General features: G+C 44.8%; 16 protein-coding genes. 11 read left to right on the top strand and 5 right to left on the bottom strand.

Annotated features, from left to right (window positions below):
* Positions 1-150: 150 nt before the first annotated feature.
* Positions 151-1,347: an NO-inducible flavohemoprotein gene (gene hmpA, locus AB4232_RS19885; protein WP_372087835.1), complete on the top strand. Its 1,197-nt coding sequence runs from the start codon at positions 151-153 to the stop codon at positions 1,345-1,347.
* Between the two features lie 139 nt (positions 1,348-1,486).
* Here the strand turns inward: hmpA and AB4232_RS19880 are convergent, their stop codons facing one another.
* The gene (locus AB4232_RS19880) at positions 1,487-2,467 is read right to left on the bottom strand and encodes a TDT family transporter (protein WP_372087834.1); all 981 of its coding nucleotides are present in this window, start codon (positions 2,465-2,467) and stop codon (positions 1,487-1,489) included.
* A gap of 301 nt (positions 2,468-2,768) precedes the next feature.
* On the bottom strand, positions 2,769-4,175 hold the full coding sequence (clcA, locus tag AB4232_RS19875) for a H(+)/Cl(-) exchange transporter ClcA (RefSeq protein WP_017078301.1): 1,407 nt from the start codon (positions 4,173-4,175) through the stop codon (positions 2,769-2,771).
* Positions 4,176-4,716: 541 nt separating this feature from the next.
* Here clcA and AB4232_RS19870 point away from each other — a divergent pair.
* The 3 genes from AB4232_RS19870 (at position 4,717) to AB4232_RS19860 (ending at position 7,973) form a co-directional block, all read left to right on the top strand.
* Positions 4,717-5,700 (top strand): GTP-binding protein, encoded by a 984-nt coding sequence (locus AB4232_RS19870; RefSeq protein WP_371702204.1) that lies wholly within the window; start codon positions 4,717-4,719, stop codon positions 5,698-5,700.
* 182 nt (positions 5,701-5,882) lie between these two features.
* The gene (locus tag AB4232_RS19865; RefSeq protein ID WP_012600498.1) at positions 5,883-7,169 is read left to right on the top strand and encodes a DEAD/DEAH box helicase; all 1,287 of its coding nucleotides are present in this window, start codon (positions 5,883-5,885) and stop codon (positions 7,167-7,169) included.
* Between the two features lie 183 nt (positions 7,170-7,352).
* The gene (locus tag AB4232_RS19860) at positions 7,353-7,973 is read left to right on the top strand and encodes a LysE family translocator (RefSeq protein ID WP_004731394.1); all 621 of its coding nucleotides are present in this window, start codon (positions 7,353-7,355) and stop codon (positions 7,971-7,973) included.
* A gap of 239 nt (positions 7,974-8,212) precedes the next feature.
* Here AB4232_RS19860 and AB4232_RS19855 read toward each other — a convergent pair whose 3' ends face one another.
* Entirely contained in the window at positions 8,213-10,240 is a 2,028-nt protein-coding gene (locus AB4232_RS19855; RefSeq protein WP_372087833.1) for a PhoX family phosphatase, read from the bottom strand.
* A 252-nt stretch (positions 10,241-10,492) separates the two neighbouring features.
* Here AB4232_RS19855 and AB4232_RS19850 point away from each other — a divergent pair, with 252 nt between their 5' ends.
* The 6 genes from AB4232_RS19850 to AB4232_RS19825 all read left to right on the top strand — a co-directional run bounded on the left by AB4232_RS19850 (position 10,493) and on the right by AB4232_RS19825 (position 14,849).
* On the top strand, positions 10,493-10,834 hold the full coding sequence (locus AB4232_RS19850; protein ID WP_004731398.1) for a YggL family protein: 342 nt from the start codon (positions 10,493-10,495) through the stop codon (positions 10,832-10,834).
* Between the two features lie 254 nt (positions 10,835-11,088).
* The gene (locus tag AB4232_RS19845) at positions 11,089-11,229 is read left to right on the top strand and encodes a hypothetical protein (protein ID WP_170213724.1); all 141 of its coding nucleotides are present in this window, start codon (positions 11,089-11,091) and stop codon (positions 11,227-11,229) included.
* Complete coding sequence (locus AB4232_RS19840) at positions 11,222-11,905, top strand: spondin domain-containing protein (RefSeq protein ID WP_371707437.1); 684 nt, start codon at positions 11,222-11,224, stop codon at positions 11,903-11,905. Before AB4232_RS19845 ends, AB4232_RS19840 begins: the two co-directional genes overlap by 8 nt.
* Positions 11,906-11,914: 9 nt before the next feature.
* Positions 11,915-12,595 (top strand): spondin domain-containing protein, encoded by a 681-nt coding sequence (locus tag AB4232_RS19835; protein WP_372087832.1) that lies wholly within the window; start codon positions 11,915-11,917, stop codon positions 12,593-12,595.
* Between the two features lie 82 nt (positions 12,596-12,677).
* Entirely contained in the window at positions 12,678-13,409 is a 732-nt protein-coding gene (locus AB4232_RS19830) for a winged helix-turn-helix domain-containing protein (RefSeq protein ID WP_372087831.1), read from the top strand.
* Positions 13,410-13,475: 66 nt separating this feature from the next.
* On the top strand, positions 13,476-14,849 hold the full coding sequence (locus AB4232_RS19825; RefSeq protein ID WP_372087830.1) for a histidine kinase dimerization/phospho-acceptor domain-containing protein: 1,374 nt from the start codon (positions 13,476-13,478) through the stop codon (positions 14,847-14,849).
* A gap of 144 nt (positions 14,850-14,993) precedes the next feature.
* Here AB4232_RS19825 and AB4232_RS19820 read toward each other — a convergent pair whose 3' ends face one another.
* Positions 14,994-15,458, bottom strand: a complete 465-nt coding sequence (locus AB4232_RS19820) for an exoribonuclease R (RefSeq protein ID WP_372087829.1) — start codon at positions 15,456-15,458, stop codon at positions 14,994-14,996.
* 151 nt (positions 15,459-15,609) lie between these two features.
* Positions 15,610-16,539, bottom strand: a complete 930-nt coding sequence (locus AB4232_RS19815) for a DMT family transporter (protein ID WP_372087828.1) — start codon at positions 16,537-16,539, stop codon at positions 15,610-15,612.
* 149 nt (positions 16,540-16,688) lie between these two features.
* Here AB4232_RS19815 and AB4232_RS19810 point away from each other — a divergent pair, with 149 nt between their 5' ends.
* Entirely contained in the window at positions 16,689-17,147 is a 459-nt protein-coding gene (locus AB4232_RS19810) for an Lrp/AsnC family transcriptional regulator (protein WP_009845472.1), read from the top strand.
* The last annotated feature ends 207 nt before the right edge of the window (positions 17,148-17,354 follow it).

Raw genomic sequence — 17,354 nt, 5'->3', positions numbered from 1 at the left:
TCAATTAGTGCGAATTTATCAGTCCACGTAATTCTCATAAAAATAGTAGCCAAAGAGCTCATTGAGAAAGAATTAATATAAAGTCATCTTTAAATAAAATTAGTCAATTTGACATGAAAGGTCAAAAGACTAAGTGTTCGGAGTAAATCAATGCTAAACAATCTACATATCAACATCATCAAATCGACGATTCCTCTTTTAGAAAGCGCAGGCCCTGCTTTAACTCAACACTTCTATCAACGCATGTTCACGCATAACCCTGAATTGAAAGATATCTTCAATATGACTCATCAAAGAACAGGTCGCCAAGGTGTCGCACTGTTTGAAGCTATCGCAGCTTATGCAAAGAACATCGAAAATCTAGCAGCGTTAACCTCAGCGGTTGAGCGTATTGCACAGAAACACACAAGCTTTAATATTCAACCAGACCATTACCAAATCGTTGGTCTTCACCTAATTGAAACACTGCGTGAATTAGCTGCTGATGCATTCACCCCAGAAGTAGAAGAAGCGTGGACTGCGGCTTACCTATTCTTAGCGAAAGTATTCATCGACCGTGAAGCTGAACTTTACCTACAGCGCAAGCAAGCTGTTGGTGGTTGGGAAGCTGCACGTGCATTCGTAATTGCAGATAAAATTGAAGAATCAGCATTAGTAACAAGCTTCATCCTACAACCAAAAGATGGCGGTGACGTTCTGGATTATACGCCAGGACAATATATTGGTATCGAAGTGAAACCTGAAGGTGCTCAGTACAGCGAGATCCGTCAATACTCACTATCAGACAAGCCAAACGGCAAGCAGTACCGAATTTCTGTGAAACGTGAAGGCCAAGGTCAAGAAACTCAAGGCGTAGTATCTAATCACATGCACGATACTGTTGCTGTCGGTGATGAAGTTAGCCTATATGCCCCAGCGGGTGACTTCATGTATCAAGAGCGTAGCAAGCCAGTAACGCTTATCTCTGCAGGTGTGGGTGTAACACCAATGCAATCAATGCTTGAGTTCTTAAACAACCAGCAGAAAAACGAACCTGTACTGTACCTTCACGCTTGTGAAAACGTAGGTCAACACTCTTTCACGACTCGCGTTAAAGATATTGTTGCCGATAAAGGTTGGGAAGCGAAAACGTGGTACATGAACAAAGGCGAGTCTGCGTGTGAGAACACACATGAAGGTCAAATGGATCTAGCGTCTATCTCCGATACTAAAGGCTTTGAAGAGAGTGATTTCTATATCTGTGGCCCTGTTGGTTTCATGAAAAACATCGTAGAGCAGTTAGACGCACTTAAAGTAGATCGCTCACGCGTACACTACGAAGTCTTTGGCCCTCACGCCGATTTCTAATCGTAGTCGCCTGATCTATTAATTCCTTGCCTATTCAAAGGCCTCACAGTGTGAGGCCTTTTTTCGTTTGGTTTGTCCAGCGAGAGACAATTGGAGATTGGAGTAGGGGTGATCAAGGTAAGATCTTCTGGCGTTCGTTTTAAGAACGCTTAACCTTTTTGGACATGTAATCAGAATCAAAAAACTCAGGCCAGTACATTTTCACATAACCGCCTGCCACCCAAATCACTAGGATGGTCGCGATGGTTAATTCAAAGAAGCCGAATTTATGCAGCCAATACCATTGTGGGTATTCAGCACCGAAAAATGTGGTTAAGCGGTGCATAGCAATGGCGCTGATCACGGACGGGAAGGTGACGGCTGCAATCGAAGGTTGGAACTTCAGAAGCATTAGACGGATGTAACATAAGTAAATCAATAGAGTCATGGTGATAGCAATGCCAGCCAATGCTCCTGTCAGAATCGGATCTGGGTTGTCGAAGTTCACCAAGTAAGCGGCTAAAGATAAGTTAACCGGAGCCGCCATGATTGCGAGTGTTGGTCTTGCTCGGCGTGGCAGGTTTCCCTCGAACACCAAGCGATACAACACCACTGGCAGCATGAGGAAATAGATACCGATACAAGTGGCCGCCAGTGTCTCTGAAAAAACGGTGTGTCCAAACTGTGTACCTGCTAAGGAACTGCTGATTAACCCCACGGGATACAGGAACCAACTCGGCACAATGTTCGACATTTTGAAATTGAGGATCTGGAAACTAAAGAACAACACCATCATGGTAAAATGCAACAACAACGCGCAGAACCAGACTGGATAGGCGATTATTGGAGATATCTCGGCCAGATAGTCACATAGAATCAATAACGCCATGCTCATCGGCGCCATTAAGCTTCCGCTAAGTGGATGGCGAATGTCATTGATAAAAGTATCAAAACTTGTGAGATAACGAAGTAAAACTGGCAGCAATAACAGTGCGCCAAACGCAGCAAGGTAAGGGCGAATGATCTCACCAACCCCTGGCAGATATAATGCCCAAGCTTGCCCCAGCCCGATAACGCCAAGTGCTAAAGACGCCTGAGACGGTGGAACATTCTTTACTTGGGTTAATCTTCTCCAGTTCAACGACTTGCTCCACTCAGTTAAATGTAGAACGTATACTCTAATCAAAACGTTCAGTCATGCTCACAATCGGTGTTGTTAGGCATGTAAATAATTTCGTGGATAATAGCAAGTTTAACGTTTGCTTTTAAGGTTTTGATTCGAAATTGATATATAAAGCGCGATGAAAGTGTTTTTGATTTTCTTGAGTGTTCTATAAATATTGAGCTTGGTTTGCTTATTGTATTAGTGGAATTTGACTGTATTAGTGGAACTTAACGAGTTACGTTTAAGTCCCACATTTGAACTGACGTTTTCAATGTAATTAACGAACTTCCTCTTGCTGAGGGAGATCTTGCTGTCTTAGTTTCTCGTTTTTCAGCGTGCGGTTAAGTAGTTGGCTGTAAATTGGCTGACCACCTAACATCTGAGCAATGATTACCGCGCCTAAGCAGGTGATGATCAACGGTAAGATGAGGTAGTAGTTATTGGTCATTTCAATAACCAACAGTATGCCAGTGATAGGCGCTCGCACAGTGGCGGCAAATAAGGCGCCCATGCCGGCAATCGCAAACATACCCGGCTCTATGTTCAGTTCAGGGAAGAATGCCGCCGCGATAAGCCCAAATGCGTATCCAAAGAGTGTTCCTAGAGCAAGCATTGGTGCAAAGATACCACCCGGTGCACCAGAGCCGAAACAAAGTAGCGTGGTGAGCACGCGCCCTAAGAAGATTAACAGCAGCACGTTTGCGCTGTAGTTGCCATTCGTGATATTCGGGATGATACCAATACCACCGCCAGTCAACTCCGGTATATAGAGCAGCAATAAGCCAAAGCAACCGCCCAATAGGGAGCCTGTCATTAAGTAGCGTTTACGGTCATTCTTGTGTATTGCCACAAACAGGTCTTGCGAAAGTGTAATTAGCTTATTGAAAATCACACCAAACAGGCCGAACAACACGCCTAACAACAAGAATAACCACAGAGCATCCAGTTCAGGCGGTTGGTATTGAGGCATAGTGATAACGGCAGATTGTCCGTTGATTGATCGAAAAACGATGTTGGCTGAAACCGCGGAGATGATGACGGCTTTAATTGATATGAGTGAGTAGCGAAACTGTGGTCTCATCTCCTCGACTACAAACATGATGCCAGCCAGTGGTGCATTGAATGCGGCGGCTAAACCACCAGCGGCGCCCGAAGCTAATAGTGAGTGGCGAGTATCGTCATCTTTAACTCGAAAGATATCGGTGACCATGCGACCAATACTGCCGCCCATTTGAACGGTTGGTCCTTCTCGACCTAAAACCATACCAGAGCCTAATGCGCCCATACCGCCAAAGAATTTTACTGGCAATACTCTCCACCATCGAACAGGGCGCATACCGTCCATAGCACCTTCAATTTCGGGGATGCCTGAGCCTGCAGCCTCTGGAGCAAAGCGGTGAACGAGGAAGTAACCAATAAAGGCAAATGCAGCACTAATAAGGAAAGCGGCCAGCCAAAGGGGTAAATAGCTACCGATTTCATCTTTAAGCCAATCGGTACGAGTTTCTGTGATGAAATGAACCGCGACTTCGAAATAGGTACCCACCACGCCAGCAAGTACACCTACAATACAAGAAAGAAAGAGAACGGAAGCGGGTGTTTTATCTCTTGAGAGAAATTGATTAATAGCATCCCTTGGCATTTTGGCGAGTAGGGACTGCTTAATTTTCTCTCTTCTGGTCATTGAGATAAGGCTCCTGAATGGGTTGAGGCGGGACTGCAATAAATTATACGCGTCCTCTGCATATCCTATAGCAGCAAAGATGCAAAGTTGAATTTCATTTATGGAATATACGTGTTACATAAATGGAATCTATAGGCAATAGTTGAATCGCCGTCACAATTTTGATCGATTCTCCGGTGGCGGCTTGAATATCCCCAAAAATGAACCATAGTTAAATCGTAAAGCAACATAACGAACCGCAAGGAGAAGTGAGGTTTTACACACAATTTGGATGGATTTAGAAATAAAGTTTTAGTTCCTCGTTAAATGTTCAGGTCGATATTTAAGGCTTCCTGATTCGCGAACTCACGATTGAGTAACGAGGGTGAGGCGTACTGAGTAAGTACGCCTTTAGTTCGTCTGGAGCATTCCTTTTTCATAGTTCCCCCCTTTCTAGTGACACTCATACAACTTCTGGCTTAAATCATTCTCCGTATAAACAAGCGATTGGGGTCAATTTCTCCGTGATTGTGTATATACTCCTAAAAAAAGGAGAACTGATATGACCAAAAAAGTTCCTACAAACATAATTACGGGTTTCTTGGGTGTTGGCAAAACGACAGCTATTTTGAACCTGCTCAAAAATAAACCTGAGAATGAAAACTGGGCTGTCCTGGTTAATGAGTTTGGCGAAATCGGCATTGATGGCGCATTAATGACAGACCAAGGTGCTTTGATTAAAGAAGTACCGGGTGGCTGCATGTGTTGTACTGCAGGTGTGCCTATGTCGGTAGGTATTAATGCCTTACTGCGCCAAAAACCGGACCGTTTATTGATTGAGCCAACTGGGCTTGGTCATCCAAAGCAGGTTATTGCGACGTTAACTTCAGAGCAATACACACCTTATGTTGATTTAAAAGCGACGCTTGGTTTGGTTGACCCTCGAAATCTATCTAATGAAAAGTACACCTCGAATCAGAATTTCAATGACCAACTGGACAGTGCAGATGTGATTCTTGGTACTAAAGTTGACCTTGTTCATTCTGAAGACATCGATGTGTTCAATGATTGGGTGACGGATCAAACACCCGCAAAAGTATTCCATAAGCTGATTCACGATGGTGAGGTGCCATTGGAAGTGTTGGACATTGAAAGGGTTTACGGCAGTGCTTCCTCTCATCTTGAAGCGCATCATCATGACCACGCTGAACAAGAGCCTCAATTCCAACTGCCTCCCGGTGAAGCGTTTATCCGTAAAGAGAATAAAGGGCAGGGTTATTTTAGTTGTGGTTGGTTGTTTGGCGCAGAGCATAAGTTCGACTTCGATGCGCTATTCTCAATGTTGTCGGAGCTAACGGCTGAGCGCGTGAAAGCCGTGGTAAATACTGACCAAGGTTGCTACGCGTTCAACGTGGCGAATCAAGTTGTATCTGTGAATGAAATTACACTGGACGGCTTTGAGTCTCGTCTTGAAGTGATTGACTCGCAGCTCATGCCGTGGAGCGATCTCGAGCAGATTCTACTCAAGCTGTGTGGCATCAAATAGCCCTGTTTTTGCTGTTTGAACCAAGGATCTTGGTGTTTACCTCGTTGAAGGCGGGATAAACACCAGATTAAATGAGAAAGTTTGCGTTATATCACGATAAATGTGAGATAAATCACTCTAATTACTTTATAGTGCTCGGCTGAAATAAGAATGTAGGCTGTCTGCTTAAGGAACCCGTAACAATGTCATTTTCCTCTCAAGGTTTTGCTCCTGAATTAGTCAAAGCGTTGACTGAGTGTGGTTATGAAAAACTCACTCCAATTCAACAAAAAGCGATTCCAATGGCTCGTAAAGGCCATGATATTTTTGCTACTGCTCAAACCGGTACGGGTAAAACAGCGGCATTTTCATTGCCTGTTATCCAACACCTTTTGAACAGCGGCAAAAAGGCGTCTAGAGGAACGGCTCGCGGCCTTATTCTTGCTCCAACTCGTGAGCTTGCTGCGCAGATCGCTCAAAACATTAAAGACTACGTTAAATACACGGAACTAAGCGTTTCTGCGGTTTACGGTGGTAACAAGATGTCTTCACAAGTTCGTCAACTAGAGCTGGGTGTGGATATTTTGGTTGCAACACCTGGCCGTTTAGAAGAGCACTTAGAAGCGGGTAACGTGTCTATCGCAAACCTAGAATTTCTAGTATTTGATGAAGCTGACCGTATCCTTGATATGGGCTTCATCAATGCCGTTCGTAAGATCATGTTGGATGTAGAAACATCGCCGCAAATCATGATGTTCTCGGCAACGACTTCTACTCAGTTAAACCAACTGTCTGTTGATATTCTGCGTAAACCAAAACGTATCAGTGTTGAGCGTGAAAACTCAACGGCTGCTACGGTTGGTCACGTGGTGTATCCAGTTGATCAAGAGCGTAAAACAGAGCTACTTTCTGAGCTGATCGGTCGTAAAAACTGGCGCCAAGTGCTTGTTTTCGTGAACTACAAAGAAACAGCAAACGATGTAGTTAAAGAGCTCAAGCTAGACGGCATTAAAGCGGTACTTTGTCACGGTGATAAAGCGCAAAGCGCTCGTCGTCGTGCTTTGGATGACTTCAAAGAAGGCAGAGCGCGCGTAATGGTTGCAACCGACGTTGCGGCTCGTGGTCTTGATATCGAAGACTTACCACACGTAATTAACTATGATATGCCTTTCCTAGCGGAAGATTACGTTCACCGTATTGGTCGTACAGGTCGTGCTGGTAAACAAGGTCATGCAATCTCTTTTGTTAACCGCGAAGAAGAGCTGACTGTTGTTCAAGTCGAAAAACTGATTCAACAACGTATTCGCCGTGTTGAACAACCGGGTTATGAACCGAAGAAACGTGATGCTTACATCGAGAAGCTGAACACTAAATCGGCTTACAAAAACCGCCAAGGTCGTAAGAACAACGCGAACGAAGAGCCTCAAGATCAAGCAAGCGCTGAACGTCGTTTGACTATGATGAAGCGAATTAAAAACCGTCGTAAGTAATTACGGTTGGTGACTAAAAAGAGCCACTGTTATGTGGCTCTTTTTGTTTTTATTGATCGCAATATTGTTTATTGTCATCACTACTTCGTCTCAACCTCGCTTCATTTTGAGCCCGCGTAATAATAAGAAGCATCAAATAAAAATAAGAACCATTAAATAAAAATAAGTCGATAAGGTAATAATATGGATAGCGCACTACTTTGGGCTTTTATTCCCACATTTTTCTTTGTGTCAATCACGCCCGGTATGTGTATGACCTTGGCTTTGACGCTAGGAATGAGTGTTGGATACAAGCGTACATTATGGATGATGATCGGTGAATTGGCTGGTGTTGCGGTGGTTTCTATTGCTGCGGTATTGGGTATTGCATCTATTATGTTGAACTACCCGTGGCTATTTACGGGCTTCAAGTTTGTTGGTGCAGCTTATTTGTTCTATTTAGGCGTTCAGATGTGGCGCTCAAGAGGCAAGTTGGCGATCAGTACTGACAACCAAACAACAAAAGTCAGTAATGATTGGGATTTGGTGGTACAAGGCTTTGTAACGGCAATCGCGAATCCTAAAGGTTGGGCATTCATGATTTCGTTACTGCCTCCTTTTATTAACAGCAATAAAGACTTAGCGCCGCAGTTGTTGATTTTAGTGTCGATTATTCTGGTTTCTGAGTTTGTTTGCATGACCTTATACGCGACAGGCGGAAAGAGCTTAAAGCATATGCTGGGCAAAGCCGATAACGTTAAGTTAATGAACCGTATTGCAGGTACGTTGATGATGGGCGTTGGTGTTTGGTTGTTCGTGAGCTAGCGATCACGGTTAGAGATCCCCGCTCAGTCGTTCCTCCTTCTCGAGGATGACGGTGCGTGATTTGGTTTGGGGTGAAGAGCAGTTCACAAAGCCGCAGATCACTAGTTGAATCAAAGATCGTATAGAATTTAAAAAAGAGCAATAAGGCATTTGGCCTTATCGCTCTTTTTTGATTTTACTTAGCTAGCGAACAGAAACTAGGTAACAGTAAGGTTGCTGATCTTAGCTAGATTTGCTTTTTAAACCGCGATTTCACCGCCGTCTTCACGACGAATCACAACGGTAGATGCTCTTGGGCGAACATTGCCTTGAGTTTGTGCCGTTGCATCTTCTGAAGATGGCCAGTTAGCAGGGTGTTGAATGTTTACAAATAGTGATTTGAAGTCTGGGCTGATGGTAAAGCCTGTTACTTCACAACCGTTTGGACCCACAAAGAAGCGTTTAAGCTGTGCTTGGTTGTTTGCATCAATCACCGCGCTGTTGCCGTTGTCATCCGTTAACTGAGATGGAACCACTGCCAGCATTTGATCGTTGGTGTAGCCTGTAACTTCATCTGCCCCGTTATCAGTCTGAATCCACAAGATGCCACGAGCATCAAACGCTAAGCCGTCAGGGCTCGCGAATTGGTTCATGTCAGTTAGACCTGAGCGGTTAATAGATTTGTCTTCCACTGCTGGAGAACCGAAGACAAAGATATCCCAATCGAACACGCCTGCTGTTTTGCCTTCATCCCAACGAATTACATGACCGAACTTGTTGTCTACGCGAGGGTTCGCAGAGTTCGCTTCTTTACGCTTGTTGTTATTAGTCAGCGTAAGGTAAGCCGTCCCCGTCATTGGGTCAACAGAGCACCATTCAGGGCGATCCATTGGCGTTGCGCCTACAAGGTCGGCTGCGCCTGCTGTATTGATGATAAGCGCTGCTTGAGAATCAAATGAATCACCAAGTTTGCCGCCATTCGTGGTCTTGCTACTCAGAGTTAGCGGTAGCCAAGTGCCTGAACCATCATCGTTGAACTTAGCCACATACAGTGTGCCTTTGTCCATGTACTTGTCACCCGCACTTAGACGGTTACTTGGCTCAGCGTCACGCGGGTCCCATTTCTCTTCAGAAACGAATTTGTACAGGTATTCAAAACGAGAGTCGTGGCCAGAATAGAACACGATAGGCTCACCTTCAGTAAGTTTGCCAAACGTACAACCTTCATGACGGAAACAACCCAATGCTGAACGCTTCTTAGCGCGAGAGTTCGCTGTGTATGGGTCGATTTCAACGATGTAGCCGTGGCCGTTTGCTTCGTTACGGTAATCGTCCATTGCTGAGTCACCTGTTGGTGTTACGTCAAAGCGTGCAAACTCGTCTAAGCGTTCTTGTTTGTTACCTGAAAGCGTGTCCCAACCGTAACGTGTTTTGTCGGTAGCGATACCAATACGCTCTTGCGCTGGCGTCGTTGCGCTTTTATTAACAAAATAACCCGGCCAGTTCTCTTCACACGTTAGGTAAGTACCCCATGGCGTGTAACCATTACCGCAGTTATTTAATGTGCCGCGCGCTTGGCTGCCGTCTTGTGAGAATTTCGTTTTGGTAAACTCACTGTGAGCAACAGGGCCAGAAAGATCCATTACGGTCGCGCCCGTGTAGCGGCGGTTAAGTGGATCGTTATCCACCATTATCCATTGATTACCTTCAAGCTTAACGCGAACAACACTCACGCCGTGTGCGTTGATCTCTTTGCGTACTTCATCAAGGCTAGGGCGGTTGCCTTCATCGTATGTTGGACCATTAGCGTGCAGTGCTTTTTGGTCGATGTATTCGTGGTTGATCACCAACAAGCCGTCGTTACTGTTGCCATCAAGCGGGAAGAAGTGCATGCCGTCGTGGTGCATGCCCAGTGAGTTCGCTTGATCTTGTGCGTTGTTGGTTCCATCTTTTAACCAAGCCTTGCCTTGCTTATTCAGTGGGGTACCCCAAGGAACCAATACTTGTGCTGTATAGCCTTTTGGTACAACGACACTGTCTGTCAAAGAGCCTTTAACCGATTCGAAGGCAAGTGTTGCGGTGCTTTTGTGCGCGCCCGTTGCTTGCATTGTCGTAGCGTTAGCCGTGCTATGACCCGCTAAACCAAATGCGCCAAAGGCGGTCATTGCACTGATGCCAAGACCGCCTTTCAGAACGTTTCTTCTTGAAAGGTTCGCATCTAGAACTTCTTCGAAGGGCTTGTTGGTACTCTTGTTAAAGCGAGTGCTATCAAATGTTTCCTTGCTCATCGGGACTGCTTCCTGTTGGCTGACTTTATTATTCGTTATTCACGTGTAACCAAGCTATTTCTAATGAGTTAATAGTTGGTTCAATGTGTGAACAATCGTGAAGCAGTTAAGTGACAGATTTTTATAGTTTTGATTAAGGTTTTGTTTCTGCAGCACGATTTTTCCCGTTAAGCCTCTCGTGCAATACAAAACTCTTGGGAATTAACGAAGAACTGTGTATAAATGCTTTATCAAACGAAAAGAGAGACAGTTATGAAATTAGATAAAATCGAAAACAAAAATCGTCGCCTACGCAAGAAGTTATACCTAGGTGAATTCGCTATTCTAGGTTTTGAAGTAAGCTGCACGACTTCGATTGCTGATTTTGACCAATACGATGTGTTCATCGATGAATTTATCGATTTTATCGACAGTATCGGCCTGTGCTTTGGTGGCGGTGGTTTAGAGCTGTTCGAAGGTTTCTTATGTTCTATTGAGCGCTACCGCTCAGTGACAGAAGCAGAGCAACTGCAAGTAGCGCAGTGGCTTGAAGCTCGCGCAGAAGTAAGCAAAGTTGAAGTAAGCGAACTTGTTGACGCAAACTACGCATTCTAAATTGGTGTTGTTCGGCTAGCTCAGTTGGAAGCGAATAGAGCTTTCCTGAGAGAAGTTTTATACATCAGTGAAAGGCCCAGTCGTTATATCGATTGGGCCTTTTTGCGTTTGGTCTGCGCTATTTTTGAACCGTGATTCCTTGTGTAACTCTCATTTCTAGAACGAGAGTTTCTAACCACATATCAGTTTCTTAGGTCTGTCTTTCTGGATAGTAAGAAGTTTGAATAAACTTGTGAGAGTTTTATGAGAATTCAATGAAGTTGCTGATAGATTTGATCGCCATTCTTAGAGTCAACAACACCACAGTTCGTTCTGGCAAAGGTAACGGTATATCGCTGTTATTCGTTTTGTTGGCAACGATAGGACTCGATAAAGGATGGAATCAAAATGAATAAACGAACTCAAATCAGCTTAGTGATCAGCTCGGCTACGCTGGCCTTCGGAGCGGCTCAAGTTCAGGCTGCTGAGCTTGAAATCACTGTCACTAATGCAACGAAAGGGATCTACTTTACGCCTATCTTGGCAGCCGCTCATGACTCCAGCTTGTTCATGTTTAGAACGGGTGAGAGTGCTTCTGCGGAATTGGAATCGATGGCCGAAGGTGGCGATATTTCAGGTCTATCGAGTTTGATTGCAAACGCGGGTGGTGTGGTGGTTGAAAACCCAGCTACCGGTATTCTTAATCCGGGCGTCGCAACTACGTTTGATATCGACACCGGTGATTTAGCTTACTTGTCATTGGGTGCCATGCTGCTGCCAACCAACGACGGCTTTGTTGGCTTAGACAGTTGGAAAATCCCAACTCAAGCGGGCACCTATAAAGCGACCCTCAATGGCTATGACGCAGGCACAGAAGCCAATGATGAGCTAGCGGGCAGCATGCCAAACCCGCCATTTATTACCTTTGGTGCTGGTGGTACGGGAGTTGAAACTGCAGTCTCAAACGCTAAGGTTCATATTCATCCGGGCAACATTGGTGATAGTAACGCGGCGGGCGGAATCAGCGACCTCGATAGTAGCAGTCATCGTTGGTTAAACCCTGTGGCTACTATCACCATTGTTGTGAAGTAAGGGGGATGTATGAAAGCTAGAATTCTATTTATCGCTGCATCAGTAGCTGTGTTAGCAGGTTGCCCGGACGATGACGACGATTACTATCGCTATGATGTGAGTGTTACTAACCTCACCCCCAATCAACCAATGTCACCACTCGCAGTGTTGACTCACAATACGAATTTTGACCTATTTGAAGTTGGGCAAAGTGCCTCTATCGATCTGGAATACTTAGCGGAAGGAGGCAGTAATGCACAATTGCTTGCGATCAGTGACAGTGACGCCAATGTTTATCAAGGCATCTCAGGCAATGGGCTGATTCTTTCAGGTGAGCAAGACACGGTGTCTATTCGTGTTGACCCAAATCAAGAAGGGTATATCTCAGTTGCTTCCATGTTGGTGAACACCAATGATGCGTTTGTTGGTGAATCCGGTTTGTCGCTTAAGTCATTAGCCGTGGGTGATACCTTTGTGATGAACATGAATGTGTGGGACTCAGGAACGGAATTGAACGACGAGCTTGCTGCAACCATTCCAGGGCCTGCAGGCGGTGGTGAGGGTTTTAATACCACACGAGACGACACCGATGTAGTGAGTTTCCACTCAGGCGTAATCAGCCAAGATGACGGCCTTACGACGTCTGCTTTAAGTGCTAACCATCGTTTCCTCAACCCAGGAGCAAGAATCACGATTACTCGAACTGAGTAATAGGGTTGAAAGCACGATGAAAGAATTCCTGCTCTGTTCCGGTCAATTGAAAGGAGGGTAGACTCCGAATAGAGCAGGGATCATGAATAGTGCTGCGGTAAATTTGATGGCAAACATATTGTTGGTTGAAGATGATGACGACCTAGCTGAACTGGTGCAAATGCATCTTAGGTTCCAAGGCCATGACGTAATAAGAACTAATGTGATTGAAAAGGCTCAGGCGCTCTATAAAGATGGGCATTTCGATTTGATCGTACTGGATCGAGGCTTGCCTGACGGAGATGGACTCGATTTTTGTCGAATGTTACGTCGACAGGAAGATTGGACACCAGTGCTAATGTTAACAGCAAGGGATGCCGAGCTAGATAAGGTGTCAGGTCTAGAAGCCGGTGTTGATGACTACATAACGAAACCTTTCAGCGTTCTTGAATTTCAAGCAAGAGTGAGGAACGTGCTTCGCCGTTTAAGCCATGTTGAATCAGCCACTCAAGAGGTTGTGACAGCAGGATCAATTATGAATTTTGGCGGGCTCATTATTCAACCTGAACGCCATCAGGTGTCACTCAATAATCAAGACGTACCGCTGACTGCTACCGAGTTTACCTTACTTCACTTCTTAGCAACCCGCCCGGGGCGTGTGTATAGCAAAGACGAGCTGCTCGATCACGTTTGGAATACTCATCACTCTGGCTATCACCATACTGTGTGTAGCACGGTCAACCGTCTAAGAACCAAGCTTGCGATGCCCAATAGTGATGATGATTTCATTAAAACCGTTTGGGGTGTTGGCTATAAGTTTGAGTCAAAAGCTTAGGTCTATGTGTCGCGCCCTAAGTTTACTAAAAAGCCAATAAGACCTACGAGCCACCGAGGAGAGAACATGAGTTTCAAATCGCGTTTAGTGCTGTTCACAAGTTTGTGGTTTTTGTTGGTAAGTGTGGTGATTGCTTACACTTATCACTGGCAAAAAGAGACCATAGAACACAGAACCAAGCAGAGCTTACATAAAGAGCTCGCGGCTCATATGCGCGATGATAATCCTCTCATGATTGGTACCGACTACAATCCCAAAGCACTCAAATCTATATTCCATACCTTGATGCTGATAGGGCCTGATTTTGATATTTATTTTCTGGATAGTCAGGGCAATATCACCACCAATGCTGCACCGGAAGGCACTGTGTTAGCGAATCAGATAGATCTAGCACCCATTCAACAGTTCTTAAATGACGAGCCTTATCCTATTTTGGGAGAAGACCCGATCAACCCAGGCTCTCCTAAAGTATTTTCTGTGGCGGCGATTGAAGAGCTAGGGTCGACGGTGGGTTATTTGTATGTGGTGATAGGAAGTAATCGCCATACTGTGATCACCAACTCTCAGGTTGATACACCATACATCGCACTTGCAGGGCTTGTGCTGGTTTCTATTTTTGGCTTTGCGATAGGAGCTTATCTGCTAGTGAAACGCAGTCTGTTGAACCCAATAGAGGCGGTAACCAATAAATTGCAGCAACAAGCTGAGCAAGATTTTAGATTGGAACCTAACTTTGTTCATCAAGTGCCAGAATTGGTGCCCATTGCACGTTCTTATCAATTGATGGCGAAACACATCCAACAACAGTTTTTGCAGCTTGAGTATCAGTCATCACACCGAAGACAAAGCTTATTACAGCTCAGTCATGATTTGAAAACGCCATTATCGAGTGTTCTTGGCTACCTAGAAACGTGGAAGATTCAAAATCCGAAGTCAGACCCGTTGATTGACGTCGCTTACCGTAATGGCAACAAGTTGTCTGAACAGCTCCATTCATTACTCGATAGCGCCAAGAATGATAATCCTGTGCCTACGTATCAATACGCTTCAATCGATTTTAATGTGCTGATGAACGAATGCTTAGAAACGATACAAAGCCAGTATCGCCACAAGAATGTTGAGTTGAACGTCAATATACCTATTGGAATCAAGGCTGTGGGTGACAGTGATTTACTTGAGAGGCTGATCTTGAATCTGCTAGATAATGCGTTGAGGCATAGCCCGAGTGGAACAATGGTGTCGTTAGATGTAGGTTTAGAATCGGATTCAAAACGGGTGAAGGTCATTATCCATAATGAAGTTGAACGAGAGGCCCCTAATGGTTCGTTAGGTATTGGCACCAAAATCGCTCAGTCGATACTGATGTTGCATCATAGTGTTTTAGAAACAACAAAAGCAGAAAACTCATTTCAACAAAGTTTCTATTTGCCTTCGGTTTAGCCCTGTCTGTCTTCGATTTAGTTCTAATTTCTTTCGATATCGTTCTACTTGCCGCCGTTCTAGGGGATAGGCGAGTTGTTCTTTGAGTAACGAACAACTCGTTGAGCAGCTTTTAAGTTGAGAAGTTTTTAAGTTGAAGGGGCTTTATGCGTCTTTTTTGGCTTCGTTGCCTTCATTTAGTTCAGCATAGAAATGCAGCAACTCTGTGAGCTCTTTTACCCAACCAAATGCTTCTGTCGGTGCTTTCAACAAAATCTTCTCGACTTTGTCACAGTGAGTTTCAAGGCTGATCGCTTGTTCAAGGTTGAACGACATTGCATAGAAGTGCCAAAGTAATAGGCGAGTCATGCGCTCGATGTTTTGTTGTGAGTTATCCGACTCACTAAACGCAAGGTTCACTTCACTTAGCGCGATTGCTGTCATTCGCAACATAGCATCAAATTTTGCTGATTGCATACGCTCGTCATTGGTCACTTCTTCCTGTTCGAACGTAAACAGTTCCGTCATTGCATCTTCAGGGACAAGGCGATGAATCATTCTTAAACTAAATTCTTCTAGTTCTTCACGAGGCATGTTGTTTAAGCAAGTTAAAGTGTAATCGCGTTGCATGGTGTTCTCTTAGATGAGCAAAAAGGTCGGACAGTTTAATGGAGAAGCGGACTTAGAAAAAGTAGATTTTGGATAAGCCTACATTTGTAGGCTTATCTGTGTACTACAAGCCTTAAAATCACGGCTTAGACTGGTAGGTTTGAACGCAGTATCAGGTTTTGCTATGGCTTGGGGGGTGATACTGCATAGACTTGTCATGCCTCATGAAAATGTTGCTCGCGACCAGGCTGCCGATGCAAATCGAACCAAGCGCTAACCAAGTCATCGTATCCGGAATTTCGTTGAACAGTGGGATCGCCAACAAGGTTGCAACGGCAGGTGTTGCACTGCCAAAAGCGGCTGAGCGTTCTGCTCCTAGTGTATTAACAGCATATAGATAAGTGAATGCTGCTATTAAGCCTGCACCTACGCCTTGCACCGCAGAATGCACGGCAAGCTCTGCAATTGGCCATTGAGCAATTGGTGTTTCCATTAAATGACTAGGGAGGGTTCCTGTAAAGATAAGGATCAGCAACAGCAAGGTGGAACAGAATGAAATAACCCCCGCACTGACGAGCGCATTAAGATTGGCAACACGTGCTGAAATGGTAAACGTCGCCCACATCAAGCTGCCAAACAAAAACAACACGTGACCTTTGGTATATTCAAAGTTGAAGCTACTTAAGCTACTTCCCAGAAACAACAATATCCCAAGCGAAACCAGACCTAAACCAACGACACGGTGTCGGCTAAGCGGCTGCTTAAAAAAGAGTACCGCGATCCCTGTTACGAATAGAGGAAGCGTTCCCGGAACTAAAGCACTCCCGTGTGATACCGGAACGAACTGCATGGCTGTTCCTGCAACGAGTAAATAAGGTAAACCGCACCCCACAAACATACCGGCCAAGTATCGATTCGGGACAGCAGCGATCGTGCTACGTGCTTTCCACACCAAAGGTAATAACGCCAATGCTGGTATGAGGAATCGAGTCAGTGCGATGTCTGCAGGTGTTAAATCTGAATTTGCGCCGCCTTTAAGAGAAAGGAAAAAGCTCGCCCAGATGAGCAGAGTGACAGTAATAGATAAATAGCCAAGCTTCATAATAAACAAGGAAAGTGAATGATGATTAATTATGGGGTACTTGGTGTGCCATAGGTTGGCAAGTTTTGTTCTAACTTGAGTTGTAGTTGATGATTTCTGCTAATATATTGCCAATTGTTAACAAATTTAACCAATAATTGGTATTTGCTATGGATAGGATTGATAGACATCTTCTTGAGTTGCTTCAGAAAGACGGGAGGCTAACCACCGCAGAGTTAGCTGATGAAGTTGGCTTATCGGCTTCACCGTGCGCGAGGCGCATCAAAAGACTGGAAGAAAAAGGGATTATTGATGGCTACCGTGTGAGCCTGTCACGGGAACAGGTCGGCATCGCAATGAGCGTGTTTGTTGAGGTGAGCTTGAACAACCACCAAGAAGTGTCGATTGATAAATTTGAAAGTGCGGTTGTCGAGATGGAAGAGGTCATCAGCTGCCACGTTGTATCTGGGGCTTATGATTACTTGTTAGAAGTTGTCAGCCCTAACTTGATGGCTTACGAAGCATTTACCAGAAAGCTACAGCGACTCTCCAACGTAAAAGACATACATACCCATCTTGCGATTAGGCAAGTGAAAGGCAATGCGCCACTTCCGGTTTATACGGACTGACTGTTTATACGAGCTAACGGTTTATACGAACAAACTGTCTATACGAACTAACAGTTTATACCGACTAAGCCGTAGGTAGGTGACACGCTGCCCGATGACATGAGCTGAAAAAGAAATGATTTTATGACTAATAGGAAGTACGGTCGCTATTAACGGCTATCTGACGAATGCGGATACGCAACAATAAAAAACGGAGCACCTCGTGAA

The organism is Vibrio sp. 10N.286.46.A8 (genome assembly GCF_041470165.1).
GTDB classification, from domain to species: domain Bacteria; phylum Pseudomonadota; class Gammaproteobacteria; order Enterobacterales; family Vibrionaceae; genus Vibrio; species Vibrio tasmaniensis_A.
This window is presented reverse-complemented; position numbering and strand designations above follow the sequence as displayed.

Bases quoted from the DNA above. Each gene is read 5' to 3' on its own strand.
- AB4232_RS19810 (WP_009845472.1), top strand. From the start codon at position 16,689: ATGGATAGGATTGATAGACATCTTCTTGAGTTGCTTCAGAAAGACGGG.
- AB4232_RS19865 (WP_012600498.1), top strand. From the start codon at position 5,883: ATGTCATTTTCCTCTCAAGGTTTTGCTCCTGAATTAGTCAAAGCGTTG.
- hmpA (WP_372087835.1), top strand. From the start codon at position 151: ATGCTAAACAATCTACATATCAACATCATCAAATCGACGATTCCTCTT.
- AB4232_RS19815 (WP_372087828.1), bottom strand. From the start codon at position 16,539: ATGAAGCTTGGCTATTTATCTATTACTGTCACTCTGCTCATCTGGGCG.
- AB4232_RS19860 (WP_004731394.1), top strand. From the start codon at position 7,353: ATGGATAGCGCACTACTTTGGGCTTTTATTCCCACATTTTTCTTTGTG.
- AB4232_RS19845 (WP_170213724.1), top strand. From the start codon at position 11,089: ATGAAGTTGCTGATAGATTTGATCGCCATTCTTAGAGTCAACAACACC.
- AB4232_RS19830 (WP_372087831.1), top strand. From the start codon at position 12,678: ATGAATAGTGCTGCGGTAAATTTGATGGCAAACATATTGTTGGTTGAA.
- AB4232_RS19850 (WP_004731398.1), top strand. From the start codon at position 10,493: ATGAAATTAGATAAAATCGAAAACAAAAATCGTCGCCTACGCAAGAAG.
- AB4232_RS19840 (WP_371707437.1), top strand. From the start codon at position 11,222: ATGAATAAACGAACTCAAATCAGCTTAGTGATCAGCTCGGCTACGCTG.
- AB4232_RS19870 (WP_371702204.1), top strand. From the start codon at position 4,717: ATGACCAAAAAAGTTCCTACAAACATAATTACGGGTTTCTTGGGTGTT.
- AB4232_RS19820 (WP_372087829.1), bottom strand. From the start codon at position 15,458: ATGCAACGCGATTACACTTTAACTTGCTTAAACAACATGCCTCGTGAA.
- clcA (WP_017078301.1), bottom strand. From the start codon at position 4,175: ATGACCAGAAGAGAGAAAATTAAGCAGTCCCTACTCGCCAAAATGCCA.
- AB4232_RS19835 (WP_372087832.1), top strand. From the start codon at position 11,915: ATGAAAGCTAGAATTCTATTTATCGCTGCATCAGTAGCTGTGTTAGCA.
- AB4232_RS19855 (WP_372087833.1), bottom strand. From the start codon at position 10,240: ATGAGCAAGGAAACATTTGATAGCACTCGCTTTAACAAGAGTACCAAC.
- AB4232_RS19825 (WP_372087830.1), top strand. From the start codon at position 13,476: ATGAGTTTCAAATCGCGTTTAGTGCTGTTCACAAGTTTGTGGTTTTTG.